This is a genomic window from Streptomyces apocyni, assembly GCF_009739465.1.
Taxonomy (GTDB): Bacteria; Actinomycetota; Actinomycetes; order Streptomycetales; family Streptomycetaceae; genus Streptomyces; species Streptomyces apocyni.
Genome location: NZ_WHOM01000054.1, coordinates 1 through 25,401, shown reverse-complemented (window position 1 = coordinate 25,401; position 25,401 = coordinate 1). Strand labels below are relative to the sequence as shown.

Sequence of the window (25,401 nt, the reverse complement as noted above, 5' to 3'; positions counted from 1 at the left end):
CTAGGGGGCTTCTGGTGGCTCTTGGACGGTGTCGCGGAGCCAGATGACGATGGCGGTGACGGTCAGGGTGCCGTTGAAGATGTAGTCGCGTTTGTCGTAGCGGGTGGCCACCGCGCGGAACTGCTTCCACTTGTTCACGCACCGCTCGACCGCGTTGCGACGGCGGTACTGGGCTTTGTCGAAGGCCGGGGGCCGGCCACCGGCCTGTCCCCGGTGCTTGCGGTGGGCCCGCTGGTCATCGGGCTGAGCGATGGTGGCCTTGATCCCGCGCCGCCGCAGGTAGGCGCGGTTGTCCCGGCTGGAGTACGCCTTGTCGCCGCGCACCCGGTCCGGTCGGCTGCGTGGTCGGCCCGTGCCGCGGCGCCGGATGCGCAAGCCGTCCAGCACCGGGGCGAACATCGGGCTGTCACCTCGCTGACCGGGCGAGGTCAGCCAGTGCAGCGGGCGGGCCCGGTCGTCGGACAGCAGATGAACCTTGCTGGTCAGCCCGCCCCGTGAGCGCCCCAACGCCTCGCGCCCATCCGCTTCCTCACGGGTCCCGCCCCCTTTTGCGGGTAGTCGGCCGGGGGCTTGCGAGGCGCCCCGGCCGCGTGCTGATGCGCCCGGCAGGACGTCGAGTCGATGTTCACGGCCCATTCCCGCCGGTCCGCCTTGCGGGCAAGCGCCCCGTCCGGGTCTGCGGCGTCCGCCTCGATCTGTAACTCGCGCAGGACAGCCTTCCAGGTGCCGTCGGCCGACCAGCGACGATGACGCTCATAGACGGTCTGCCAGGGGCCGTACCGTTCTGGCAGGTCAGGCCAGGGCACCCCGGTCCGGGCCCGGAACAACACCCCGTTGATCACCTTGCGGTGATCCGCCCACTGCCCGCCCGGCTTGCCGTTACCGGGCAGGAGAGGTTCGATCTTCCGCCACTGCGCGTCCGTGAGCTCGTGTCGCCGCACCATACGGGCGTCCTGCCCGGACAACTACGAGATCCACCCAGCCCACCAAGAACCATCAGAAACGGCCTAGCGCGAAGGCGGCGGCAGCAGGACCTCCCACCGTCCGCCGTACGCGCCCGGGACCGGGACCCGCTCCCAGTCCCGGGCCCAGTCGGGCGGTTCCCGGTCACGCAGGACCAGCGCGTCCGGGCGGCGGCCCTGCGTCGACATCCGGACGCCATGGCAGCCCGCTGTGTGGCCGATGGGGATGGCGGCGGTGTTGGCCTTGACCCGGCAGGGTTCGCTTACGCCGTGCGCGCGCAGCACGGCGGCGATCAGCACCCAGTCGCCGCGCGCCCGCTCCTGGATGCTGGCATGCGCGCGCACCACCACCAGCTGGGCCACCAGGTGAGCGACCAGCACGCCCACGGTCACCCCCACCAAGACCCCTCGCAGCCCCCGCCACCCCCGCCGCCCCCGCGCCACGCGGCTGCCCCGCTCCCACCACTCAAGGGCGCCACGGGCCGCCGGGAGCACCAGCAGCGCGTACGCGGGCAGCAGAAAGCGCGGGGCCGCGTAGTCCACCAGGAACAAATAGGTACCCGCCGTCGCCCCGGCCGCCGCGACCGCCAGCCACAGCTCCGCCACCAGCTGCCGCTCGCGCCGAGCCGCCCGCATCCCGACCACGACCAGCGCCAGGAGCAGCAGCCACCAGCCCAGCACCTGCCAGGCGGGGTCCGTGCTCCAGTTCGCGCTACAGGGGCGGCACAGCAAGGGCCCGTCCAGTGAGCCCACGTACTCCGGCAGCGTGAACGTCGGCCGCATCCCGCCCTGGATCTCCTCCGCCCGCGCGAGCCGCTCCCGCACACCGCCGAAGCGCAGATACGCCTCGACCACCCAGGGCAGCAGCCCGAGCAGACCGCCGACGAGAACGGCCCCGATCCGCTCCGGCCGCCGCCATCGCCGGACGAACACGGCGCCCAGCAGCAGGGGCGCGGCCACTATCACCGCGTCGTTGGGCCGCATCAGGGCGGCGGTCGCGATCGCGCCCGCCAGCAGCACCGACGTACGCCAGGACCACGAGGACGAAGAGGACGGCGAGGGCGAGACGAAGCAGCCGACCGCGGCAAGCCCGGCCATCGCCGTGTAGTGGTTGGGCATCGCCTCCCCGGCGTAGAAGAGAACGACCCACAGACTGACGTACGCCGCCGCCGCGACCGGCACCACCACGGGCCGCCGCACCACCCGCAGCCAGGGCCGGAACCCGAGGTACAGGGCGAGCCCCGCCGCCAGGTTCAGCCAGACCCGCAGCAGCACCACCGAGTCGCTCCAGGACGCCACCGGCGCGATGAGCACCGGCACGCCCCGGCTGCGCGGCGCGCTGAACTCCGTCGCCGGTCCGTACGGCCCGAACCGGCTGGCGTAGACGAGCTCGTCCCACCCCAGCGGAAGGCCCAGCGGCACGGCAACCAGCGAGAGCCCGACGAGGGCCGCACAGACCCCGCACAGCCCCCGCCGCGCCCCCTCCCAGCCCCCCTCCCAACGCCGCCCGACACGACGGACCGCCCTCACCCGCCCCCGCACCCCAACACCCACACAGCTCACCAGACCAGTAAGCCAGCCAGACAGGAAAGGGACGGCTTAGGACACAGAAATCCCCACAACTCGGGCAGGATGGTGTCCTAAACCGCCCCATCACCCACGCTTGGATGCGCGTAACAAAGCCCGGGTCGTCAGGCGGAGATGCCGTCGATCCGGGCCAGGGCGTCGTCCGCGCCATAGGGTTGCAGGTACGGCAGCCAGCGGGGGTCCCGGTGGCCGGTACCGATGATGCGCCAGGCGAGACCGGAGGGCGGGGCGGGTTTATGGCGTAGCCGCCAGCCCAGCTCCAGGAGGTGCCGGTCGGCCTTGACGTGGTTGCAGCGGCGGCACGACGCCACCACGTTCTCCCAGGCGTGCTGGCCGCCGCGACTCTTGGGGATGACGTGGTCGACGCTGGTTGCGACGCCACCGCAGTACATGCATCGGCCGCCGTCCCTGGCGAAGAGGGCACGCCGAGTAAGGGGAACGGGCCCCCGGTAGGGGACCCGCACGAACCGCTTCAGCCGGACCACGCTGGGCGCGGGGATGGTGCGGGTCGCGCTATGCATCAAGGCGCCGGACTCCTCGAGGCAGTGAGCCTTGTTCTCCAGTACGAGGACGAGCGCGCGGCGGAGCGGTACGACGCCGAGCGGCTCGTACGACGCGTTGAGGACCAGGACATGCGGCACGGATGCCTCCTTGGGCGTCGGCGGCGCGTGGCTCGCGCCGGGACGATCTGTAGCTAGTTTCCCCTCATGCCTGGTCGTAGCGCCACCATGTCCGGGTAACGGGCTCGAAGTGTTTTCCACCACACGCGTGACACGGGCGCCCGCACCGCCGCCCGCTAATGTGGTGGGTCGCCCGTGGACGGGCCCCGCACCAGGAGGTAGTCGCCGTGTTGTTGTCTGTTCTGTTGGCCGCCGGCGGGGACGGACCAGGCGGGACCGCTGGGACCGACGAGACCAACGGGACCAGCGGAACCAACGGGCCTGATGAGGCGCCCACGCTTCAGGACGCCCAGCAGACGGCCACCGATGCCGCCGGATGGGTGGAGGAGAACTGGTCCACCTGGCTGAGCATCGGCCTGCGCGTCCTGCTCATCCTGGTGATCGCCATCACGCTGCGGCACTTCATCCGCAAGACGATCACCAAGGCGATAACCCGGATGAACCGCGGCGCCGACGCCGTCGACGGCACCGGGCTCAGCGGGCTGCTCGTCAACGCCGAGCGGCGGCGGCAGCGCTCGGAGGCCATCGGCTCGGTGCTGCGCTCGGTGACCACGTTCCTGATCATGGGCACGGCCGCGCTGATGATCCTGGGCACGTTCGAGATCAACCTCGCGCCACTGCTGGCCAGCGCCGGTGTGGCGGGCATCGCGCTCGGCTTCGGCGCGCGCAACCTGGTCACCGACTTCCTCTCCGGTGTCTTCATGATCCTTGAGGACCAGTACGGAGTGGGGGACTCCATCGACGCGGGCGTGGCCGTCGGCGAGGTCGTCGAGGTGGGGCTGCGGGTCACCAAGCTGCGCGGCGAGAACGGCGCGATCTGGTACGTACGCAATGGCGAGGTCAAGCGCATCGCCAACCGCAGCCAGGGCTGGGCGACGGCCCATGTCGACGTGACGGTGCGCCCGGACGAGGACCTGGGGCGGCTGCGGACGATCCTGACCGAGGTCGGCACCGACCTGGCCAAGGACGAGCCGTGGAACGAGGAGCTGTGGGGCCCGGTCGAGGTGCTCGGGCTTGACTCGGTGACGCTGGACGCGATGGTCCTCCACGTCTCGGCCAAGACCATGCCCGGCAAGGCGACCGGCATCGAGCGCGAGTTGCGCTGGCGGATCAAGGTGGCGCTGGACGCGGCGGGCATCCGTATGGTCGGCGACGCACCGGCCGCGGGCGAGGACGACGACAACCCCGCGGAGCCCTCGGGCACTGCCCCTTCGGCGTACGCGTCGGCGAACTCGCCGCAGTCGGTGGCGGCGTCCCCGATCCCGGCCCCGGCCCCGGCCTCGGCCCCGGCGCAGCACCTCGGCAGGCCGTAAGGCTCCCTGCCCCCGGGCCCTGGCCCCCAGCCCCCAGCCCCCAGCCCCCACGAGCTGCCCACGTCCCCACGACCCCCGCAGGTAACGACTTCGTCGCCGCGGGGGTCGTTCGTGTTCTCCGCCTCTTGACGGCCCCCTGAAGTGCGCTGCTAGGTTCCTCCTACCGAATAGGAAACCTTCCTAACAGTGATCTCGCCGAGTCTTACGGGAGCTTCAGATGGCGGGTACGACGCCGGGCACTCCTCGCGTGCTCCGGGCCATGAACGACCGGGCCGCGCTCGACCTGCTGCTCGCCCACGGGCCGCTCTCGCGCACCCGGATCGGCAAGCTCACCGGACTCTCCAAGCCCACCGCGTCCCAGTTGCTCGCCCGCCTTGAGGCGGCCGGTCTGGTGGTGGCGACCGGCACCAGCGAGGGCAGCCCCGGCCCGAGCGCCCAGCTCTACGCCGTGAACGCGCGGGCCGCGCACGTCGCCGCCCTCGATGTCACGCCGCTCCGGATGCTCGCCGCCGTCGCGGACATCACCGGCGCCACCGTCGGCACGTTCGAGCTGGCCACCCCGGGGCGCGGCGGCCAGGACGTCGTACGGCAGGTGCTCGACGCCCTCGACGGCGCGGCGAAGGCGGCCGGACTCACCCGCTCCGACCTGCACCGGGTCGTCATCGGCACGCCCGGCGCCTTCGACCCGAACACCGGACGGCTGCGGTACGCCAGCCATCTGCCGGGCTGGCACGCGCCCGCGCTCCTGGAGGAGCTGGCCGCCGCGCTGCCGATGCCCGTCGAGTACGAGAACGATGTCAACCTCGCCGCGATCGCCGAGCAGCGGCTGGGCGCGGCGCGGGACCACGAGGACTTCGTCCTGCTCTGGAACGAGACCGGCATCGGCGCCGCCCTCGTGATCGGCGGCCGACTGCACCGGGGCTGGACCGGCGGCGCGGGCGAGGTCGGCTTCATGCCCGTCCCGGGCACCCCGCTGCCGCGCCAGGTGACCCGCGCCAACGCGGGCGGCTACCAGGAGCTGGCCGGTGCCCAGGCCGTGCCCAGGATCGCCCGCGACCTCGGGATCGCCGTCCCGGGGCTACCCACCTACGCGGCCCAGGCCACCGCGCTCATCGGCGACGCGGCCACCGCGGCCGAAGGCCCCGGCCGCCTGCTGCTCGAGCGCCTCGCGACCGGCCTGGCCACCGGTCTCGCCTCGATGGTCGCCGTCCTGGACCCCGAACTCGTCGTCCTGTCCGGGGAGGTGATCGCCGCGGGCGGAGAGCCACTGCGCGAGCTCGTCCAGGCCGAGCTCGGCGAACTGGCCGCGGCCCGCCCCCGGCTCGTACTCGGCGAAGTGGACCGGGACCCCGTACTGCGCGGGGCACTGGAGAGCGCGCTCACCGACACCCGCGACGAGGTCTTCGACACCTCCCGCTGACCCCGCACCCACACCCGCACCCACACCCGCACCCGCACACCCGGCCCCGCCCCGATATCCCCAGCCTCAACCGCCCAGGGAGACTCCGCCATGCGCCGAAACAGGCTCGCCATCGCCGCGGCCGCCGCCTCGATAGCCGTCCTCGCCTCCGCCTGTACGGGGTCCGGCGGCTCCGCGGCCAGCGACGACCCGAACGCCACGACCACGCTCACCTTCTGGCACGGCTGGAGCTCGCCCGGCGAGGTCGCGGCGATCGAGAAGAACATCGCCGCGTTCGAGAAGAAGCGGCCGAACATCAAGGTCAAGGTCGTCAAGGGCATCACCGGCGACAAGCTCAACCAGGCGCTGCGCACCGGCGGTTCCCAGGCTCCGGACGTGGTGTCGTCCTTCACCACCGACAACGTGGGCCGGTTCTGCACCTCGGGCGCGCTCGCTGACCTCGGGCCGTTCCTGGACAAGGCGGGCATCGACCCGGACACCACCTTCCTGCCGCAGATGGCCAAGTACACCGAACACGACGGCACGCGCTGCACGGTGCCGCTCCTGGGCGACGCGTACGGCCTCTACTACAACAAGGACGCCTTCAACGAAGCCGGGATCAAGGAGCCGCCCAAGACGCTCTCCGAGTTCGACAAGATCGCCGAGAAGCTCACCAAGACCAAGGGCGACGGCTACGAGCGGCTTGGTTTCATGCCCACCTACCAGGGCTACGAGACCACCGTCGAGCACTACGGCGCGCAGTTCGGCGTGACGTACTTCGACGCGGACGGCAAGTCCAACACCGCCAAGGACCCCGCCGTGAAGGCGATGTTCAGCTGGCAGAAGAACCTGGTGGAGAAGCTCGGCGGGTTCAGGAAACTGGACCGGTACCGGACGTCACTCGGTGACGAATGGGGCCCCAAGCACCCCTTCCACACCGGCCAGGTCGCCATGCAGCTGGACGGCGAGTGGCGCGGCAAGATGGCCGCGGACGCGGACCTGGACTTCGAGGTCGGCGCGGCGCCCTTCCCGGTCCCCGACGACCAGGTGGACGATTACGGCAAGGGCTATCTGTCGGGCACGATCCTCGGCATCGCGAACACCAGCAAGAAGCAGAACGCCGCCTGGGAGCTGGTGCGTTACCTGTCCACCGACACCGACGCGGTGGTCTCCTTCGCCAACGACATCCACAACGTGCCCTCGACGACGGCCGCGCTCAAGTCGCCGAAGCTGAACTCCGACCCGGTCTATCGCACGTTCGTGGACATCGCCCAGCACCCGAAGTCCTCGCACGCCCCGTCCTCGGTCAACGGCGGCGCCTTCCTGCTGACGCTCCAGGACTACGGCGTCGCGTACGAGAAGGGCCGGGAGAAGGACCTGGACGCGGCACTCAGGAAGAACGACGCGCAGGTCGACAAGGACAACGAGCAGGCCCAGGCCGGTTGATGAGCCCCGTCGCGTCCACCGTCACGCCTGCCGCCGTCCCGCCGCAACTGCGGGCGAAGCGCCGTAAGTCGGCGCTGCGCACCCTCGGCTTTCTCTCCCCCTGGCTGATCGGCTTCAGCGTCTTCTTCGCGTACCCGCTGATCGCGACCGTCTACTTCTCCTTCATGAAGTACGACGGCTTCGCGGACCCCACCTGGGTGGGCCTGCGGAACTGGAAGTACGTGTTCCAGGACAGCCCGTTCTTCTGGCCCGCGCTGACCAACACGGCGTGGCTGATCCTGGTGATGGTGACCCTGCGGGTGGCCTTCGGTCTGGGCATCGGGCTGCTGATCACGAAGATCAAGACGGGTGCGGGGGTCTTCCGCACGCTGTTCTACCTGCCCTACCTCGCGCCTCCGGTGGCCGCCACCATGGCCTTCGTCTTCCTGCTCAACCCGGGTACCGGACCGACCAACACCATCCTCGCCAAACTGGGCCTGGGGACACCCGACTGGTTCAACGACGCGGCCTGGTCGAAGCCCTCACTCACGCTCCTCGCGCTGTGGGGCATCGGCGACCTGATGGTCATCTTCATGGCCTCGCTGCTCGATGTGCCCAAGGAGCAGTACGAGGCGGCCGAGTTGGACGGCGCGAACGCCTGGCACCGGTTCCGGTACGTCACGCTGCCGAACATCTCGCCGATCGTGCTGTTCGCCGTGATCACCGGAATGATCGCGACGATGCAGTACTACACCGAGCCGCTGGTGGCCGGGAAGGTCGCCAGCGGGGTGATCGGCGGCTCCGGGCAGCAGTTCGAGCCCGGCTACCCGGACAAGTCCACACTCACCATGCCGCAGGTCATCTACAACCTCGGGTTCCAGCGCTTCGACACCGGTGCGGCCTGCGTGGTGGCCCTCGTGCTGTTCACGCTCGCCATGGTGTGTACGGGCATTCTGATGCGTCGGCGCAGCGGCTTTATGTCGGCGGAGGACTGATCGCCCATGACGAGAACGATGAAGATGTCGAGAACCTCGCAGACGCTCTCCAGGGGCGCGCTGCACTGGATCGCCGTGCACGCGCTCGCCGTCGCCGCTTCCCTGTTCTTCGTCCTGCCCTTCCTCTTCGTGTTCCTGACCGCGGTGATGAGCGACGACCAGGCGCTGACCCGCGATCTGTGGCCGCGTACCTGGGAGTGGGGCAACTTCGGCACGGTGTGGGAGACGCCGGGCTTTCTGACCTGGTGGCGTAACACCCTGCTGTACGCGGGCCTCGGCACCGTACTGGCCGTGTGCTCCAGCCTTCCCGTCGCCTACGCGCTGGCGAAGTTCCGCTTCCGGGGCCGGAACGTGATGATGATGGTGGTCATCGCGGCGATGATGCTGCCGCCTCAGGTGATCATCGTGCCGATGTACCTGTTCTGGGCCAAGCAGCTGGATCTGGCGGGCACCCTGTGGCCGCTGATCATCCCGTTCGCCTTCGGTAACGCGTTCACCATCTTCCTGCTGCGCCAGTTCCTGCTGACGATTCCCAAGGAGTACACGGAGGCGGCCAGGATCGACGGCTGCGGTGAACTGCGCACCCTGCTACGGGTGGTCGTCCCGATGGCGAAACCGGCCATCGCCGCGTCCGCGCTGTTCCACTTCTTCTACTGCTGGAACGACTACTTCGGACCGCAGATCTACGCGTCCGAGAACCCCGGCGCCTGGACGCTCAGTTACGGCCTGGAGTCGTTCAAGGGCGCCCACCAGACGGACTGGAACCTGACGATGGCGGCGACCGTCCTGGTCATGGCGCCGGTGATCGTCGTCTTCTTCTTCGCACAAAAGGCCTTCGTCGAAGGCGTCACGCTCACCGGAGTGAAGGGCTAGCAACGACACATGAAACTCGCAGTCGTAGGCGGCGGTTCCACCTACACCCCCGAACTCATCGACGGCTTCGCCCGGCTCTCCGACGTCCTGCCCATCGAGGAGCTGGTCCTCCTCGACCCGGCGGCCGAGCGGCTCGACCTGGTCGGCGGTCTTGCACGGCGGATCTTCGCCAAGCAGGGCCACAGCGGCCGGGTCACCACCACCTCCGACCTGGAGGCGGCCGTCGACGGCGCGGACGCGGTGCTTCTGCAACTGCGGGTCGGCGGCCAGGCAGCCCGCCAGCAGGACGAGACCTGGCCGCTGGAGTGCGGCTGCGTCGGCCAGGAGACCACCGGCGCGGGCGGCCTCGCCAAGGCCCTGCGGACCGTCCCGGTGGTCCTGGACATCGCCGAGCGGGTACGCAGCGCCAACCCGGACGCCTGGATCATCGACTTCACCAACCCGGTGGGCATCGTGACCCGCGCCCTGCTCCAGGCCGGGCACAAGGCGGTCGGCCTGTGCAATGTGGCGATCGGCTTCCAGCGCCGCTTCGCCGGGCTCCTGGGCGTCGCGCCCGCCGAGGTGCACCTCGACCATGTGGGGCTCAACCACCTCAGCTGGGAGACGGGCGTACGGCTCGGCGGCCCGGGCGGGAAGGACGTACTGCCCGACCTGCTGGCCGCGCACGGGGACGCGATCGCCGAGAGCCTGCACCTGCCGCGCCCGCTGCTGGACCGTCTCGGCGCCGTTCCCTCGTACTATCTGCGCTACTTCTACGCGCACGACGAGGTCGTACGGGAACTGCGCGACCAGCCGTCCCGCGCCACCGAAGTGGCGGCGATGGAGCGCGAGCTGCTGGCCCTGTACGGCGATCCGGCCCTGGACGAGAAACCGGAGCTGCTGGCCAAGCGCGGCGGCGCGTTCTACTCGGAGGCCGCGGTCGACCTGGCGGCGTCCCTGCTGGGAGGTGGCGGCTCCGCCGTGCAGGTGGTCAACACCCGTAACGGGGGCACCCTTCCGTTCCTGCCCGACGACGCGGTGATCGAGGTGCAGGCACGCGTCGACCACCGCGGGGCGGCCCCGCTGCCCGTCGCGCCGCTCGACCCGCTCTACAGCGGGCTGATCGCGGGCGTCACGGCGTACGAGGACCTGGCGCTGCGCGCGGCCCTGCACGGCAGCCGGGACGCCGTGTTCGGGGCGCTCCTCGCGCACCCTCTGGTCGGTCAGTACGCGTACGCCGAGCAGCTCACCGACCAGCTGATCGCGCACAACCGGGAGCACCTCGCGTGGGCCTGACCGACACCTCCCGCGCGGCGGCGCTGCTCGCCATCGACGCGGGCAACAGCAAGACCGATGTCGCGGTGCTCGCCGCCGACGGCCGGGTCATCGGCGCGGCCCGTGGCGGCGGCTTCCGGCCACCGGCCGTGGGTATGGGCGCGGCGGTGGACTCCTTGGCCGAGACCGTCGGCCGCGCCCTGGCCGAGGCGGCAGCGGCCGCGGGGGCGGGGGCGGGGGCTGAGGCTGAGGTGGCGGCCGAGGTGACCGGCGTACGGCATGTCGTGGCCTGCCTCGCCAACGCCGACTTCCCCGTCGAGGAGCGTGAGTTGGCGACCGCGCTGAGCGCCCGACGGTGGGGCCGCACCCTCACGGTCCACAACGACACCTTCGCCATTCTCCGCGCGGGCCTGCCCGCGGGCGCCGAGCAGCGCGGGGTCGCCGTCGTCTGCGGCGCGGGCATCAACTGCGTCGGGATGACACCGGACGGGCGCACCGCCCGGTTCCCCGCGATCGGCCGGATCTCCGGTGACTGGGGCGGCGGCTGGGGCCTCGCCGAGGAGGCCCTGTGGTACGCAGCGCGCGCCGAGGACGGCCGGGGCGAGCCGACCGAGCTGGCCCGTACGCTGCCCGCGCACTTCCACCTGCCCACCATGTACGCGCTCATCGAAGCGCTGCACCTGAAGCACATCGCCCCGCCGCGCACCCACGAACTCACCCCCGTGCTGTTCGCGACCGCCGCGTCCGGCGACCCGCTGGCCCGCGCGATCGTCGACCGGCTCGCCGACGAGGTGGTGGCCATGGCCACGGTCGCGTTGGACCGCCTCGACCTGCTGGCCGAACCGGCCCCGGTCCTGCTCGGCGGCTCGGTACTCGCCGCGGGCCACCCGGACCTGGACTCCCGTATCCGCGCCCTCCTCGCGACCAGGGCCCCCAAGGCGACCGCCCGGACCATCACCGCGCGGCCGGTGCTGGGTGCGGCGCTGCTGGGGCTGGACGAACTGGGGGCGGCGGACGAGGTGTACCGGAGCGTGCGCGCGCACTACGAGGGATGACCGGGAACCGAACAGGTTCGAATCGCGTATTAGGGGCAGGGAATGCGGGACAGGAGCCGCGTGGGGAAAGGCTGTTGCACTGCGATCCGAACAAGATCCAGTAAACGTGGGTGTGGATGCCAGACCCTGCGGCCATAATGAGCGGCCGTGCGTCGTTCTCCCCGCCGGATAGTCCGGAGGGCGGAGTGGGGACACGTCGGAGACCGAGGGGGAGGTCGAGAGGTGACATACCCGCCAAGCGGCGGCGGCGCGGCACCGTCGGTGCCGGGTGCGCCCACACCGTCGGCCGTACCACCGCAGACACCGCCCCCACAGGCAGCAGAGCGCCCGCAGCCACCAGAGCACCCGCGGGCGCCAGAACACCCGCGGGCACCGGCGCCGCCGAGTACGCTGCCGCCGCCCCCGGGAGCCGAGCCGTTGCCCGAGCGCCGCAGCGCCTGGGCCGAGGCCCAGGAGCGGCTGCGCGCGGCGGCCACCACCGAGCCGGGCAGGCTGCGGATCATCGGAGCCGTGCTCGCCGTCCTCGTGGTGACGTTCGGGGCCTGCACGGCCTGGCAGATGTCCGACCGCTCGGCCGCCGCCGATGACGTACTGCACCGCAGCCAGCCGCTGAGCGCCGACGCCGCGGAGATCTACCGCTCACTGGCGGACGCCAACACCGCGGCGGCCAGCGGCTTCCTGGCCGGAGGCCAGGAGCCCGCCGAGGTCCGCGAGCGCTACCGGGACGACATCGCGATGGCCTCCCGGAAGCTGGCCGAGGCCGCCACCAACACCCGGGGCTCCACCGGCTCCCAGAGCTCGATCGCCCAGATAACGAAGCTGAACGCACTGCTGCCGACGTACGCCGAGCGCGTGGAGACGGCCCGTACGTACAACCGCCAGGGCCTGCCGCTGGGTGGCGCCTATCTGCGCAGCGCCAACGCGTTGATGCAGCAGGAGATGCTGCCCGCGGCGAAGAGGCTGTACGACGCCGAGCGGGAGCGGCTCGACGCCGACTACGACGACGCCCGGTCCTACCCCTGGGCGGCGATCGCTGTCGGGGTGCTGGCGCTCGCCGTCCTCGTCTGGGCCCAGCGCCGCAACTACCAACGGACCAACCGCGTGTTCAACCACGGTCTGGTGACCGCCACCGCGGCCGCCACAGTGGTACTGCTGTGGCTGGTGGCAGGCCACAGCGTCGCGTACGGCAGCCTGAACGAGTCGTACGACCAGGGTGTGAAGTCGCTGAACGCTCTCAACAGCGCCCGGATCAGCACTCTGCAGGCCCGCAGCAGCGAGAACCTCACCCTGGTCGCCCGCGGCTCGGTCACCGTGCCGGACGGGCCGAACGCGGGCAAGGACGCCTACGACATCGACTACCAGCAGCGGATGAGGGAACTCGGCGACTTCACCGACGGCCAGGTGCGTGGCTCACTGGACGCGGCGCGGGAACTCGCCGATGACGAGACGGGCAGCGCACGGGTGAGCGAGGCGGTCGACGCCGTCAAGGAGTGGCAGAAGCGCCACAAGGCGGCGCGCGCCGCCGACACCGAGGGCAACTACGACCTGGCCCTGGACCGGGTGATCGGCGAGGACAACCCCACGGGCGAGTCCTTCGACCAGGTGGACGAGGCCCTGCGGAAGGCCCTGGCGCACGAGAAGGCGGACTTCCAGCAGGCGGCCGAAGACGGCCGGGGGGCGATGACCGGACTGCCGGTCGGCGCCGCCTCGCTCGCCCTGCTCGGTGCCACGGGTGCCGTGCTGGGGATCGGCCGCAGGCTTTCGGAGTACCGGTGAGAGGGGGCGAAGTGACCAGGAACCGCACACCGGGCGCCGCCAGCGCGGCAGGCCTGTTCAGCCGCCTGCGCGGCTGGGGCGGGGTGGCGGCCATGGCCGTGGGCTGCGTGCTGGCGGTCCTCTTCGTGCTGCTGCCGGTACGGTCCGGCGGCCCGGCGGACGGCAGCGTGGGCCGGGGCGGCCCCGGGATCGCCGACGCGACGCACACGAAGGCCGAGAAGTGCGAGGAGCCGGAGCGGAGCCTGCGGCCGTCCGCCGACGACGGCGAGACCGTCAAGGACATCAAGACCCGCAAGGACAAGCCGAACAAACTGATCGTCGGCGTCGACCTGAACAGCTTCCTCTGGGGTTTCCGCAACCCCAGCACCGGCAAGCTGGAGGGCTTCGACATCGATTTGGTGCGCGCGATCGCCCAGGACATCATGGGCGACCCGGACGACGTGATCTTCCGCGCGGTGCCGACCAACCAGCGCGTCCCGGCGATCCAGTCGGGCCAGGTGGACATGATCGTCCGGGCCATGACGATCACCTGCGACCGCGCCAAGGACGTCGCCTTCTCCACCGCCTACTTCCGCACCGGCCAGCAACTGCTCGTCCCGGACGGCTCGAAGATCACCGGATACGACGGCTCACTCCAGGGCAAGAAGCTGTGCAGCGCCTCGGGCTCCACGGCCCTGACGGAGCTCAAGAAGGAGTCGCACGGCGCCGATATATCCACCACGGTGCCCAACCAACTCGACTGCCTGGTAAGGCTCCAGCTCGGCGAGGTCGACGCTGTGGTCACCGACAGCGCGCTGGCCGCGGGCCAGGCCGCGCAGGACCCGACGGTGAGCCTGAAGGGTGAGACGTTCACCGAGGAGTACTACGGCGTGGCGATGCACAAGGAGGCCACGGATTTGGTACGCCGGGTGAACCAGGTACTGGAGGACTATCGCAAGAACGGCTGGCAGACCTCGTACAAGAAGTGGCTGGCCGATGACCTCAAGGACATCGACGGGCCGCCGCCAGCGAAGTACGTCACCGACTGACAGACAGCTGGCCCGGCTGGCTCAACTGGCTTGATACGGCTGGCCGCACACGACCCACACACGGCACAACGGCACAGCGGAGAGGTGATCGATGGGCGTCGCGGGACCCCCCGGACCCGTCATGGACCGGGACGAGGTGGACCGTGCGCTGGCGCGGCTGGGCGCCGAGCACGAGGCGATCGAGTCCTCACTGCTCGCGCTCCAGGACCACGCGGGCCGACGCCTGCTCGAAGGCGCCGAGCTGACCGGTACGACCAGGGACCGCTGGGCGGCGGCCGAGCAGTCCATCACCCGGCTGTGGGCGTACTTCGACGCGTACGCCGCCGCGCTGACCGGCGCCCGCGAGCTGCGCGCGCGCAGACGCTGGCCGAGCCGCGACGACCTGGTGGAGCTGACCGAACTGCTGCGCGGCGAGAGCGTCACCGTCCCCGGCGGCGCGCCCGCCGCGATGGGCGTCTCGCTCGACACGGGACCGGCGCGGCTGTCCGAACGGTTCACGCTCCAGGAGCTGGTGGACCGGATGAACGAGCTGTACGCCGACTCGCTGGACATGGTCGTCGCCGCCGACGCGGTCTGGTCGGCGCTCCCGGCCCGGATAGACCTGCTCGCGGCCGAACTGGGCCGTACCCGGCAGCTCGCCGCGTCCGTCGGCGTACGCCCAGGGGAGCACCCCGCGGGCGACGACCTGGAGCGGATCACCGCGGAGCTGACGACGCTGCGCGCCCAGGTGATCTCCGACCCGCTGGCCTTCTGGCGTAGCGCGCCCGGGAGTTCGGCGCCCGGTGGCGGCCGCCCCGACACCGAGCGGTACGACCGTGAGGCGCGCGCGCTCGACGAGGTGCGCCGGGAGATCGAAGCGGTGCTGACCGTACGCCAGGACGCCGAGCAGCGACTCGGCCGACTGCGCGACCTGCTGTCCCGAGCGGACCGTACGCTCGCCGAGGCCAGGTCCGCGCGCGGTGAGGTACTCGCCAAGATCGCGGCCTCCGAAGTGCCCGCGGTCAGCGGCCCGCCCACCGCGCTTCAGGAGCAGTTGGCGACGGCCGCCGAGTACCGCCGATACGCCCAGTGGCACCGGCTGTCCCCGCTCCTTGAGTCGCTGGAGCAGCGGGCCGAGGACGAACTGGAGCGCGCCCGCGAGTCGTTGACCGCGGTCACCCAGCCGCTCGCGGTCCGCGCCGAGCTGCGTGGCCGTCTGGACGCGTACAAGGCGAAGGTCGCCCGGCACGGGATGGCCGAGGACCCGATGCTGATGGAGCGGTACGACGCGGCCCGCCGCATGCTGTGGAGCGCGCCCTGCGATCTGCGGGTCGCCGAGGAGGCGGTGCTGCGCTACCAGCGGGCCGCCGCCGACGCGCTGACCCCGAGAGTGCCGCCGCAGGGCGGGCCGACGGACGCGCCTGGACCCCAGGGGGGACGATCATGAGTGAGCGGCGGCAGTGCCAGCGTCCGGGTTGCGAGGGCGCTTACGAGGACATGGGGGCCGGGGAGCTGTACTGCGACACCTGCGGTCTGGCGCCTGTGGTGGCGTCTAGGGGGTCGGCCGGTTCGGGTGGATCGGGCGGGTCGGGTGGTTCTGGTGGCTCGGGTAGCTCGGGTAGCTCGGGTGCGGCCACTGAGGCTTCTGGGGCGGCGTCGGGGCGGAGCGGTTCGCGTGCGTCGCGCAGCAGTTCCCGGTCGTCGTCCCGCAGCAGTTCGCGTTCGTCCACCTCGCGCAGGTCGGTGTCCGGGCGACTGTCCCGCTCGCTGTCGGGCAGCACGTCCGGGCGTTCCGTGTCGGTGCGCAGCTCCGGCGCGTCCGGGTCGACCTCGTCGCGCGGCAGGCTCGGGGTCGGTCTGGTCCAGGTGCCGGACGTACCGCGGCCCGATCCGGCGACGATGGTGCGGGCCAACCCCGAGGTGCCCGAGCGCAAGCGGTTCTGTTCGCGGTCCGACTGCGGGTCCCCGGTGGGGCGTTCGCGCGGCGACCGGCCGGGACGCACGGAGGGGTTCTGCACCAAGTGCGGCCACCCGTACTCCTTCGTACCGAAGCTGAACCCCGGTGACATCGTGCACGGGCAGTACGAGTTGGTGGGCTGTCTGGCGCACGGCGGGCTCGGCTGGGTCTATCTCGCCATCGACCGGGCGGTGTCGGACCGCTGGGTGGTACTCAAGGGCCTGCTGGACACCGGCGACGAGGACGCGATGGCGGCGGCGATCTCCGAGCGGCGCTTCCTCGCCGAGATCGAGCACGCCAACATCGTGCGGATCTACAACTTCGTCGAGCACCTGGACCAGCGCACCGGCTCCATGGACGGCTACATCGTCATGGAGTACGTGGGCGGCAAGTCCCTCAAGGAGATCGCTAACGAACGCCGTAGCGCCGACGACAAGCGCGATCCGCTGCCGGTTGAGCAGGCCTGCGCGTACGGCATCGAGGCGCTGGAAGCGCTCGGCCACCTGCACAGCCGCAACCTGCTGTACTGCGACTTCAAGGTCGACAACGCCATCCAGACCGAGAACCAGCTCAAGCTGATCGACCTGGGCGCGGTCCGCCGGATGGACGACGACGAGTCGGCGATCTACGGCACGGTCGGCTACCAGGCCCCGGAGGTCGCCGAGGTCGGCCCCTCGGTCGCCTCCGACCTCTACACGGTCGCCCGCACCCTGGCCGTACTGACCTTCGACTTCCAGGGCTACACGAACGTCTTCGTGGACTCGCTGCCGGACCCGGACCACATCGAGGTGTTCCGGACGTACGAGTCCTTCTACCGCCTGCTGGTACGGGCCACCGACCCGGACCCGGCGCGGCGGTTCTCCTCCGCGCAGGAGATGGCGGAGCAGCTGACGGGCGTACTCCGGGAGGTCGTCGCCCTCCAGACGCGGCGGCCACGGCCCTCGCTCTCGACTCTGTTCGGCCCCGAACTGAAGGTCACCGACACCGAACTCCTCATCGAGCGGCACAGCGAGGTGTCCCGGCTCGGGGCGCGCGACGTGCCGCGCGGACGGTGGTCCGGGCGATCCCTGCGCGGCGGCGGTACGGCCGCGGTGGGCGCGGCCCCGGCGCGGGCCGGGCTTCCCGGCGGCGGGGCCGGGGCCACGGGTCAGGTCGCCGCGACGTCCGTACCCCCGGTCAAGCCTCTCGCGCACGCCGCCACCGCGCTCGCGCTGCCGGTGCCCCGGGTGAATCCCGGTGACCCCAACGCCGGGTTCCTCGCGGGGCTGCTGGCCGCCGCGCCCGCCGAGCTGATCACCGCGCTGCACGCCGCGCCGACGCCGTCCATCGAGCTGCGGCTACGCGAGCTGCGCGCCCGCCTGGAGATGGGCGAACTGACCTCCGCGGTCCGGTCCCTTGAGGACCTGGAGCGGTCCCAGGCCGACGACTGGCGGGTCGTCTGGTACCGGGGCGTGGTCGCCCTGGCCACCGAGGACTTCGCGAGCGCGGCGCTGTCCTTCGACGCGGTCTACGACGCGTTCCCCGGCGAGGCCGCGCCCAAGCTGGCGCTCGGCGTGTGCGCGGAGGTACTCGGCCAGTTGGACAACGCCGCCGAGTACTACCGGCTGGTGTGGACGACCGACCCGAGCTATGTGAGCGCCGCGTTCGGGCTGGCCCGGGTGGAGCTGGCCGCGGGTGACCGGCACGCGGCGGTGCGTACCCTGGAGTCCGTGCCGGAGGCGTCGATTCACTACACGGCGGCCCGGGTCGCCGCCGTACGGGCCCGGCTTCGGGACCAGGCGGCGCATGAGCCGCTGCTCGACGATCTGACCGCGGCCGCGGGTCAGGTGGAGGCGCTGCGCCATGTCGGCCTGGACGCGGTACGCCGCGAGCAGTTGTCGACCGAGGTGCTGGGGACCGCCCTGGACTGGGTGCTCTCCGGTGGCTCCGGCGCGGCGTCGCCAGGGGCCTCGGCACACCAGGTGCTGCTGGGCAGCAGCCTGGACGAGCGCGGCCTGCGGTTCGGGCTTGAACGCTCGTACCGCACACTCGCCCGGCTGGCCCAGCGCGGCGAGGAGAGGATCGAACTGGTGGAGCGGGCCAACCGTTTCCGCCCCCGGACGTGGGTGTGATTGATGTCGCAAGTGCCCCAGCCCTCCGTCGGGTCCCCCATGCCGGTGTGTCCCGGTTGTGAGGAGCCGCTGGAATCGGATGACCGGTTCTGCGGTGCGTGCGGATACGACCTGGCGGCGGTGCCCGCCGCCGCCGTGCCGGACGACCACCCCACGCCAGCCGTGAACGGCGCCGCCCGCGCCGCCGCCACCCCTCCTGGCCCGCCCGTACCGTCCGTGCCGTCCGTGCCGTCCGCGCCATCCGCCTCGGTGGAGTGGCCGGATGTCCCGGAGCAGGACAGTTCGCAGAGCCCGGCGCCGGTGCATCTGCCCACGGACCTGAAGGGCCTCGACTCGACGAGCAGCGGCCCGCCCGAAGCGGCCAGCGCACCCGAAGCGCCCGCCCTGCCCGACGCGCCCGCCGTGCCCGCCGTGCCCGCCGTGCCCGACGAGTTCCCGCTTCAGCCCCCCGCGCCGCCGCGGGCCCCCGACCCACGGACCGTGCCCCCGCAGCCAGCCACCCCCGCTGGCGGCAAGCGCTGTGTCGCCTGCCGCGCGGGCACCGTCGACCACGACGGTTACTGCGAGCACTGCGGCCACGCCCAGCCGCGCGAGCGCGACCACATGGAACACGAGCTGGGCTCGGTGGCGGCGGTCAGCGACCGTGGGCTGCGCCATCACCGTAACGAGGACGCGTTCGCCGTCTCCTCGACCGCCCTGCCCGACGCCTCACCGGCGACGGTGGCGATCGTCTGCGACGGGGTGTCGTCCTCGACCCGCCCCGACGAGGCCTCACTGGCCGCGTCGCGGGCGGCCAACGAAGCCCTGCTGGTGTCCCTGCCGCGCGGCACCCACCCGCAACAGGCCCTGCACGAGGCGATCATCGCCGCCGCCGAGGCCGTCAACGCCCTGGCCGCCGAACCCACACAGGCCCAGGAGCACGATCCGCACCGGCAGAACTCCCCGGCGTGCACCCTGGTCAGCGCCGTGGTCGCGGGCGGCCTGCTGGTCGTCGGCTGGGTCGGAGACTCCCGGGTCTACTGGGTCCCCGACGACCGCTCCGCCGCACCCGCCCGGCTCACCGAGGACGACTCCTGGGCCGCGCAGATGGTGGCGGCGGGCCTGATGAGCGAGGCCGAGGCGTACGCGGACGAACGGGCCCACGCCATCACCGGCTGGCTCGGCGCCGACGCGTACGAACTGGAGCCGCACACGGCCTGCTTCAAACCGGACCGGGCCGGAGTGGTGGTGGTGTGCACGGACGGCCTGTGGAACTACGCCGAGGGGGCGGACGAACTGGCCGCGGTGATCCCCGCGGACGCCGGGCAACGCCCGCTGCACAGCGCCCAGGTACTGGTCGGCCACGCCCTGGACGGCGGGGGCCACGACAACGTAACAGTGGCGGTACTCCCGTTCCCCGTAGGGCCTCAAGGGGCAGGATCGGCCTGAGAAGGGGCGGGGCCCGACACACGGTCGCCGACGCGCAACCCACCACGACGCGGCACGGACGGCACAGCACGGCACGGACGGCACGGCACGGCACGGCACGGCACGACTACACGACACCACGCGGTTGTCACCCACGGCCCGGCCGCCACACCGGCGGTCACCGGGTGCTGTGGCACGCGTGAGGAAGCACGAGGGGGAGCAGAACCTATGGCCACTTTCTCCAAGCCGGACGCTCCGCGGTTCGCCGTCGATGTGTACCAGAACGAGTACCTTCCCGAGGGCGGCCAGGAGGTCAACGCGATCGTCACGGTCACCTCGACCGGGGGCGGCACCCTGGGCGGTACGGCGACGCGCACCCGCGCGCCGGGCCAGGCCCCGGACGCGGCCGTCGCGATCATGGTGGACTGCTCGGGCTCGATGGACTACCCGCCGACGAAGATGCGGGGCGCCCGGGACGCCACCGCCGCCGCCGTGGACACCGTCCGTGACGGGGTGCGCTTCGCGGTGATCGCCGGAACGCATGTGGCCAAGGAGGTCTACCCGGGCGGCGGTCGGCTCGCCGTGGCGAGTGAGGCGACGCGGGAGGCGGCCAAGCAGGCGCTGCGCAAGCTCAGCGCGGGCGGCGGCACCGCGATCGGTACCTGGGTGCGGCTCGCCGACCGGCTGCTGAACAGCGCGGATGTCGACATCCGGCACGGCATCGTCCTCACCGACGGGCGCAACGAACACGAGTCGCCCGAGGATCTCAAGTCCGCGCTGGACGCCGCGTCGGGCCGCTTCACCTGCGACGCCCGCGGCGTCGGCACGGACTGGGAGGTGAAGGAGGTCACCCAGATCGCGTCCGCGCTGCTCGGCACCGCCGACATCGTCGCCGATCCGTCCGGTCTGTCCGCCGACTTCACCCAGATGATGGAGACGGCGATGGGCAAGGAGGTCGCGGATGTCGCGCTGCGGCTGTGGACGCCGATGGGCGCGGAGATCAAGTTCGTCAAGCAGGTGGCCCCCACCGTCGAGGAGCTGACCGACCGGCGCACCGAGGCGGGCCCGCGCGCCGGGGACTACCCGACCGGTTCCTGGGGCGACGAGTCCCGCGACTACCACGTCTGCGTCGAGGTGCCGAGCGCCGGGATCGGCCAGGAGATGCTGGCCGCCCGGGTCTCGCTGGTGATCCCGGAGCCGGACGGCAGCCCGCAGACCCTGTCACAGGGGCTGGTACGGGCCGTGTGGACGGACGACATGGCGGCCACCACCTCGATGAACCCGCAGGTCGCGCACTACACGGGCCAGGCGGAACTGGCCCAGGTCATCCAGCAAGGCCTGGAAGCCCGCAAGGCAGGCGACCTGGACGGCGCAACGGCCAAACTGGGCCGGGCCGTTCAGCTGGCGAACGCCTCGGGGAACGCCGATACCGCGAAACTGCTTTCGAAGGTGGTCGATGTGGTCGACGCCCCTGCGGGTACTGTGCGACTGAAGGCCAAGGTCGCGGACGCCGATGAGATGACGCTCGAGACCCGGTCGACGAAGACCGTTCGCGTGAAGAAGTGAACGGGAAGATCAGTGAACGTCAAGACGTAGTGACGTGAAGGAGAGGGGGACGCGCCGACATGCCGACCTGCCCCAACGGACACCAGTCGGGTTCCGACGACTGGTGCGAGGTCTGCGGCCACCGTATGGCAGGAGCCGGTGCCGTACCTCCTCCTCCCCCGCCGCCACCGCCCGCGGCTGGCTACGGCTACCCGCAGCAGACGGACCCCGGCCCGCAGCCGGAGCTCTGCCCGCAGTGCCGTACCCCGCGCGAGGCCAACGCTCCGTTCTGCGAGCACTGCCGGTGGAACTTCCTCACCAACACCGCGACCTCGTACACCCCCGCCGCGCCGCAGCAGCCGCTGCCCGGCAGCGGCCTGCCCCCGGGCTTCCAGCAGTCCCCGCAGCGGCCGCACGCGGGTGAGTACACCAGCTCGCGCCCCTCGCAGATGAACCGCCCGGCGGAGCCGCTGTCCGGGCCGCCGCCTGGGGCTCCCGCGCCTCCCGCCCCGCCCGCGCCGTCCTCAGGCTTCGGCGGCGGCGATGACGACTGGATGCTGGCGCCGCCCCCCGGGCAGTCGGCGCAGGCCCCGCAGCAGGCCCCTCAGCAGCACGGCCAGCACCCGCTGGCGCCGCCACCTGGTCAGTACGGCGGACAGCAGGGCGGACAGAACGGCGGACAGCAGGGCGGGCAGCAGGGCTACGGCTACCCCCAGCAGACCCAGGCCCCGCACGGCCCGCAGGCGCCGCAGGCGCCCATGGGGTGGTCGGCGACGATCGGTCCCGACCGCGAGTACTTCATGGCGATGATGCACCGCAGCGGCCCCGAGGCCTCCGGTCTCAACCTGCCCGCGTACTCGCCCGAGCAGCGGCGCGAGCTGGTCGGCAACCAGATCACCATCGGCCGCCGCCGCCACTCCACGGGTGACACCCCGGACATCGACCTGTCCGTACCGCCGGAGGACCCGGGCGTCTCGCACCAGCACGCGGTGCTGGTCCAGCAGCCGGACGGCTCCTGGGCGGTCGTCGACCAGAACTCCACCAACGGCACCACGGTCAACGGCGGCGAGGAGGCCATCCAGCCGTTCGTCCCGGTGCCCCTCCAGGACGGCGACCGCGTGCACGTCGGCGCGTGGACGACGATCACCATCCACCGAGGCTGAGCCCCCCCGAGCCGTTCCTGGGCCCTGGCTTACGTCAGGGCCCAGGCGTACGGGCCCGTCGGGTCATCAAGCCAGGCCCAGACGTCCTGGCCGCTGACGGTGACCCCGAACCGCTCACGCCCCGGCCGCCCCTCGCGCCGCCACAGCGCCAGCGCCTCCTGCGGGTCCAGGCTGCCCCGGGTCAGGGCGAGGAGGAACCGGAAGAGTTCGTTCTGAGCCGCCCCGCGCGGCAGCCCGCCGACGTGCGGCGAAGGCGCCCGCGGGCTCGGCCTGCCACGCAGTGGCACGAAGTAGGCGGACGTGTGCAGAAAGTGCCCCTCGGCGTGGGCCGCGTCCCCTACCCGTAGGCGGATCAGTCCGGTCGCCAGCGGCGCCAGGATCAGCGCGCCGGGCCGACACTGCTCCAGCCACACCTGGGGCACGGTCTCCAGCGTGCAGGTCGCGATGATCCGGTCGTACGGCGCCCGCTCGGGGCACCCGCGTGCCCCGTCCCCGGTGATCACGGCCGGGTGGTACCCGGCGGCCGCGAGATGCCGCCGTGCCGACTCGGTGATCTCCGGGTCGAGATCGACGGTGGTGACCCGTTCGTCGCCGAGGCGGTGGGCGAGCAGCGCCGCGTTGTAGCCGGTCCCGGCGCCGATCTCGAGGACCCGGTGTCCGTCCTCGATCCGCAGTTCGGCGAGCATCATGGCCATCAGCGACGGCTGGCTGCTGGAGGAGACCAGCTCCCCGTCGCGCATCCGGGTGGCCAGCGGCGTATCCACGTACGCCCCGCGCAGCCAGCGCTCCCGCCGTCCGCGGTCGGGGTCTTCGCCCCAGAGCCGCTCGGAGCCGCCCAGCACGCCGATGTAGTAGTACGGGACGAACAGGTGGCGCGGGACCTCGGCGAACGCCGCGCGCCAGGCCGGTTCCCCGTCCAGCGCCCCGGTCGCCTCGATCTCGCGCACCAGAGCGGCCCGCGCGACGGCGGCGACCTCGTCCTCGGTACGCGGGTACGGCTCCGGGTACGGCTCTGGCTCGGGCACACCACCCATATACCCACTGTGCTGCGATATCGCTCCGGGTGCGAGGGCCGAGTCCCGGGCGCCGCTAGGTGCCCGGTCCTAGGCCCCCCGTACTCGGCCGGTCAGTCTGAGAGCATGGGAGGCGTGAATGAGATTCCGCGCGGCACGCTTCAGGAGCAGACCTTCTACGAGCAGGTCGGCGGCGAGGAGACCTTCCGGCGCCTGGTGCACCGGTTCTACCAGGGGGTCGCCGACGACCCGCTGCTGCGGCCGATGTACCCGGAGGAGGATCTGGGTCCGGCCGAGGAGCGCCTCGCCCTCTTCCTGATGCAGTACTGGGGTGGCCCCCGTACCTACAGCGACGATCGCGGCCATCCCCGGCTGCGGATGCGGCACGCGCCGTTCACGGTAGACCGGGCCGCGCACGACGCCTGGCTGCGGCACATGCGGGTCGCCGTGGACGAGCTGGGGCTCTCCGAAGAGCACGAGCGGACGCTGTGGAACTACCTCACCTACGCCGCGGCTTCGATGGTCAACTCGGAAGGCTGAACACCGGATTCCGGTGTCTGCGGTCCTGATTCCGGTCACGATCTGATCACCTTCGTCACGAACGCGCTTTCGGTACCCGGTGTGCTCTGACAGAGTCCCAAAAGGGGCAGGGGGCCCCTGGGGTGGGGAAACGGGGCGGGGCGATGACGGGTTTGGTCCTTCTGCGCATCCGCGCGCACCGTCTTCTGCTCACCGCGGCACTCCTCGCGGTCCTGCTGACCACCACGGTCCTCGCCGCCCTGACCGCGTTCTCCGGCTCTATCGGTGACGCCGCGCTACAGCACTCCCTGGAGACCCGTGCGGCGGCCCCCGCCGCGCTGCTGGTCAAGGCCCCCGTCGAGCAGGGCCAGCGCGAAGACGCCGAGCGGGCCGTCGCCGAAGGGGCCGGGCGCACCTTCGACGGGCTGCCGGTCACCCTGAGCACCCTGGAGCGCTCCGGCCCGTACGCCCTGCCGCGTGCGCTCCAGGCTCCCGAGGCCCGCGCCGGTCAGCCCGACCTCACCCACCTCGCGGCACTCGACCGCTCCCGCGTGGAACTGGTCTCCGGCGCGTGGCCGGAGCCGGGCGGTGCCAAGGGCGGCAAGCCCGTCGAGATCGCGCTGCCGCAAGCCGCCGCCGACCGCCTTGAGCTGCGCCCCGGCGCCAAGCCGGTCACCCTCACCGACCGGCTCCGCGGGCCGGACCTGACCGTGCGGGTCACCGGTGTCTACCGCCCCGCCGACCCGGCCGACCCGTACTGGCAGCTGGACGAGCTCGGCGGCAGTGGCATCCGTACGTTGAACTTCACCACCTACGGCCCGCTGCTGGCCGACCCGGCCACGCTCGACTCCGGGCGTGTGACGTACGAGTCCACCTCCTGGCTCGCCACCGCGGACTTCCGCACCGCCCAGGCCGGGTCCATCGGCACCCTGCGCGAGGCGGCCACCAGCGGCCCGGCCGAGCTCGCCAAGAACCCCGCGCTCGGCGGCAGGGCGACCGCGACCACCTCGCTGCCCGCCGTACTCGACCGCGCCGAACGCGCCCTCCTCGTCTCCCGGTCCACGCTGCTGATCGTGGCCGTGCAGTTGGTGCTGCTCGCCGGGTACGCCCTGCTCCTGGTCGCCCGGCTGCTGTCCACCGAGCGCACCGGCGAGACGGGCCTGCTGCTGGCGCGCGGCGCGTCCCGGAGCCGGATCGGCGCGCTCGCCGCCGCCGAGGCGCTGCTGATCGCGCTGCCCGCGGCGGTCCTGGCGCCGTTGCTGGCGGGCCCGTTGACGCGGCTGCTCGGCGGGCAGGGCGCGCTGGACCGGATCGGGCTGCGGCTCGACCCCACGGTGGGCGCCCCGGTGTGGCTGGTCGC

The 25,401-nt window shown here is 71.9% G+C and carries 20 protein-coding genes; 16 read left to right on the top strand and 4 right to left on the bottom strand.

The window, feature by feature from the left end; genetic code table 11:
* The 3 genes from GCN81_RS14990 to GCN81_RS14980 all read right to left on the bottom strand — a co-directional run bounded on the left by GCN81_RS14990 (position 1) and on the right by GCN81_RS14980 (position 3,190).
* Positions 1-944 (bottom strand): IS5 family transposase gene (locus GCN81_RS14990; protein WP_407697943.1). Its coding sequence is split into 2 segments (ribosomal slippage): positions 1-513 and positions 516-944, totalling 942 coding nucleotides; the frame shifts between segments, so codons are not numbered across the junction.
* Between the two features lie 63 nt (positions 945-1,007).
* The gene (locus GCN81_RS14985) at positions 1,008-2,384 is read right to left on the bottom strand and encodes a hypothetical protein (protein WP_156725108.1); all 1,377 of its coding nucleotides are present in this window, start codon (positions 2,382-2,384) and stop codon (positions 1,008-1,010) included.
* A gap of 269 nt (positions 2,385-2,653) precedes the next feature.
* Positions 2,654-3,190 carry an HNH endonuclease gene (locus GCN81_RS14980; RefSeq protein WP_156725107.1) on the bottom strand — a complete coding sequence of 179 codons (537 nt, stop codon included), beginning with the start codon at positions 3,188-3,190 and terminating at the stop codon, positions 2,654-2,656.
* A 158-nt stretch (positions 3,191-3,348) separates the two neighbouring features.
* On the opposite strand from GCN81_RS14980, the gene GCN81_RS14975 reads away from it, so the two are divergent.
* The 14 genes from GCN81_RS14975 to GCN81_RS14910 all read left to right on the top strand — a co-directional run bounded on the left by GCN81_RS14975 (position 3,349) and on the right by GCN81_RS14910 (position 22,509).
* Positions 3,349-4,542: a mechanosensitive ion channel family protein gene (locus GCN81_RS14975; protein ID WP_156725106.1), complete on the top strand. Its 1,194-nt coding sequence runs from the start codon at positions 3,349-3,351 to the stop codon at positions 4,540-4,542.
* A gap of 217 nt (positions 4,543-4,759) precedes the next feature.
* Positions 4,760-5,962: an ROK family transcriptional regulator gene (locus tag GCN81_RS14970; RefSeq protein ID WP_156725105.1), complete on the top strand. Its 1,203-nt coding sequence runs from the start codon at positions 4,760-4,762 to the stop codon at positions 5,960-5,962.
* A 90-nt stretch (positions 5,963-6,052) separates the two neighbouring features.
* A complete protein-coding gene (locus GCN81_RS14965; RefSeq protein ID WP_156725104.1) occupies positions 6,053-7,387 on the top strand; it encodes an ABC transporter substrate-binding protein in 1,335 nt (444 codons plus the stop codon).
* On the top strand, positions 7,387-8,361 hold the full coding sequence (locus tag GCN81_RS14960) for a carbohydrate ABC transporter permease (RefSeq protein ID WP_156725103.1): 975 nt from the start codon (positions 7,387-7,389) through the stop codon (positions 8,359-8,361). Before GCN81_RS14965 ends, GCN81_RS14960 begins: the two co-directional genes overlap by 1 nt.
* A 6-nt stretch (positions 8,362-8,367) precedes the next feature.
* On the top strand, positions 8,368-9,234 hold the full coding sequence (locus GCN81_RS14955; protein WP_231626734.1) for a carbohydrate ABC transporter permease: 867 nt from the start codon (positions 8,368-8,370) through the stop codon (positions 9,232-9,234).
* A gap of 9 nt (positions 9,235-9,243) precedes the next feature.
* Positions 9,244-10,509, top strand: coding sequence for a 6-phospho-beta-glucosidase (locus GCN81_RS14950; protein WP_156725102.1), 1,266 nt, complete (start codon positions 9,244-9,246; stop codon positions 10,507-10,509).
* On the top strand, positions 10,500-11,543 hold the full coding sequence (locus tag GCN81_RS14945; RefSeq protein ID WP_231626733.1) for an N-acetylglucosamine kinase: 1,044 nt from the start codon (positions 10,500-10,502) through the stop codon (positions 11,541-11,543). The genes GCN81_RS14950 and GCN81_RS14945 overlap by 10 nt, the downstream gene beginning before the upstream one ends.
* A 222-nt stretch (positions 11,544-11,765) precedes the next feature.
* Entirely contained in the window at positions 11,766-13,319 is a 1,554-nt protein-coding gene (locus tag GCN81_RS14940; RefSeq protein ID WP_156725101.1) for a hypothetical protein, read from the top strand.
* A 92-nt stretch (positions 13,320-13,411) separates the two neighbouring features.
* A complete protein-coding gene (locus GCN81_RS14935; RefSeq protein WP_156725109.1) occupies positions 13,412-14,347 on the top strand; it encodes a glutamate ABC transporter substrate-binding protein in 936 nt (311 codons plus the stop codon).
* Positions 14,348-14,438: 91 nt separating this feature from the next.
* The gene (locus GCN81_RS14930; protein WP_156725100.1) at positions 14,439-15,773 is read left to right on the top strand and encodes a coiled-coil domain-containing protein; all 1,335 of its coding nucleotides are present in this window, start codon (positions 14,439-14,441) and stop codon (positions 15,771-15,773) included.
* Complete coding sequence (locus GCN81_RS14925) at positions 15,770-18,394, top strand: serine/threonine-protein kinase (protein WP_156725099.1); 2,625 nt, start codon at positions 15,770-15,772, stop codon at positions 18,392-18,394. Before GCN81_RS14930 ends, GCN81_RS14925 begins: the two co-directional genes overlap by 4 nt.
* 3 nt (positions 18,395-18,397) lie before the next feature.
* On the top strand, positions 18,398-19,822 hold the full coding sequence (locus GCN81_RS14920; protein ID WP_156725098.1) for a protein phosphatase 2C domain-containing protein: 1,425 nt from the start codon (positions 18,398-18,400) through the stop codon (positions 19,820-19,822).
* Between the two features lie 207 nt (positions 19,823-20,029).
* A complete protein-coding gene (locus tag GCN81_RS14915; RefSeq protein WP_156725097.1) occupies positions 20,030-21,367 on the top strand; it encodes a vWA domain-containing protein in 1,338 nt (445 codons plus the stop codon).
* A 59-nt stretch (positions 21,368-21,426) separates the two neighbouring features.
* Complete coding sequence (locus GCN81_RS14910; RefSeq protein ID WP_156725096.1) at positions 21,427-22,509, top strand: FHA domain-containing protein; 1,083 nt, start codon at positions 21,427-21,429, stop codon at positions 22,507-22,509.
* A gap of 29 nt (positions 22,510-22,538) precedes the next feature.
* On the opposite strand, the gene GCN81_RS14905 is transcribed toward GCN81_RS14910, so the two are convergent.
* The gene (locus GCN81_RS14905; RefSeq protein WP_156725095.1) at positions 22,539-23,543 is read right to left on the bottom strand and encodes a methyltransferase domain-containing protein; all 1,005 of its coding nucleotides are present in this window, start codon (positions 23,541-23,543) and stop codon (positions 22,539-22,541) included.
* Positions 23,544-23,648: 105 nt separating this feature from the next.
* On the opposite strand from GCN81_RS14905, the gene GCN81_RS14900 reads away from it, so the two are divergent.
* Positions 23,649-24,062 carry a globin gene (locus GCN81_RS14900; RefSeq protein ID WP_156725094.1) on the top strand — a complete coding sequence of 138 codons (414 nt, stop codon included), beginning with the start codon at positions 23,649-23,651 and terminating at the stop codon, positions 24,060-24,062.
* Between the two features lie 143 nt (positions 24,063-24,205).
* Positions 24,206-25,401 (top strand): FtsX-like permease family protein (locus tag GCN81_RS14895; RefSeq protein WP_156725093.1); only part of this gene is annotated, 1,196 nt, incomplete at its 3' end.

Bases quoted from the DNA above. Each gene is read 5' to 3' on its own strand.
- GCN81_RS14975 (WP_156725106.1), top strand. From the start codon at position 3,349: ATGTGGTGGGTCGCCCGTGGACGGGCCCCGCACCAGGAGGTAGTCGCC.
- GCN81_RS14970 (WP_156725105.1), top strand. From the start codon at position 4,760: ATGGCGGGTACGACGCCGGGCACTCCTCGCGTGCTCCGGGCCATGAAC.
- GCN81_RS14965 (WP_156725104.1), top strand. From the start codon at position 6,053: ATGCGCCGAAACAGGCTCGCCATCGCCGCGGCCGCCGCCTCGATAGCC.
- GCN81_RS14960 (WP_156725103.1), top strand. From the start codon at position 7,387: ATGAGCCCCGTCGCGTCCACCGTCACGCCTGCCGCCGTCCCGCCGCAA.
- GCN81_RS14955 (WP_231626734.1), top strand. From the start codon at position 8,368: ATGACGAGAACGATGAAGATGTCGAGAACCTCGCAGACGCTCTCCAGG.
- GCN81_RS14950 (WP_156725102.1), top strand. From the start codon at position 9,244: ATGAAACTCGCAGTCGTAGGCGGCGGTTCCACCTACACCCCCGAACTC.
- GCN81_RS14935 (WP_156725109.1), top strand. From the start codon at position 13,412: ATGGCCGTGGGCTGCGTGCTGGCGGTCCTCTTCGTGCTGCTGCCGGTA.
- GCN81_RS14930 (WP_156725100.1), top strand. From the start codon at position 14,439: ATGGGCGTCGCGGGACCCCCCGGACCCGTCATGGACCGGGACGAGGTG.
- GCN81_RS14925 (WP_156725099.1), top strand. From the start codon at position 15,770: ATGAGTGAGCGGCGGCAGTGCCAGCGTCCGGGTTGCGAGGGCGCTTAC.
- GCN81_RS14920 (WP_156725098.1), top strand. From the start codon at position 18,398: ATGTCGCAAGTGCCCCAGCCCTCCGTCGGGTCCCCCATGCCGGTGTGT.
- GCN81_RS14915 (WP_156725097.1), top strand. From the start codon at position 20,030: ATGGCCACTTTCTCCAAGCCGGACGCTCCGCGGTTCGCCGTCGATGTG.
- GCN81_RS14910 (WP_156725096.1), top strand. From the start codon at position 21,427: ATGCCGACCTGCCCCAACGGACACCAGTCGGGTTCCGACGACTGGTGC.
- GCN81_RS14905 (WP_156725095.1), bottom strand. From the start codon at position 23,543: ATGGGTGGTGTGCCCGAGCCAGAGCCGTACCCGGAGCCGTACCCGCGT.
- GCN81_RS14900 (WP_156725094.1), top strand. From the start codon at position 23,649: ATGGGAGGCGTGAATGAGATTCCGCGCGGCACGCTTCAGGAGCAGACC.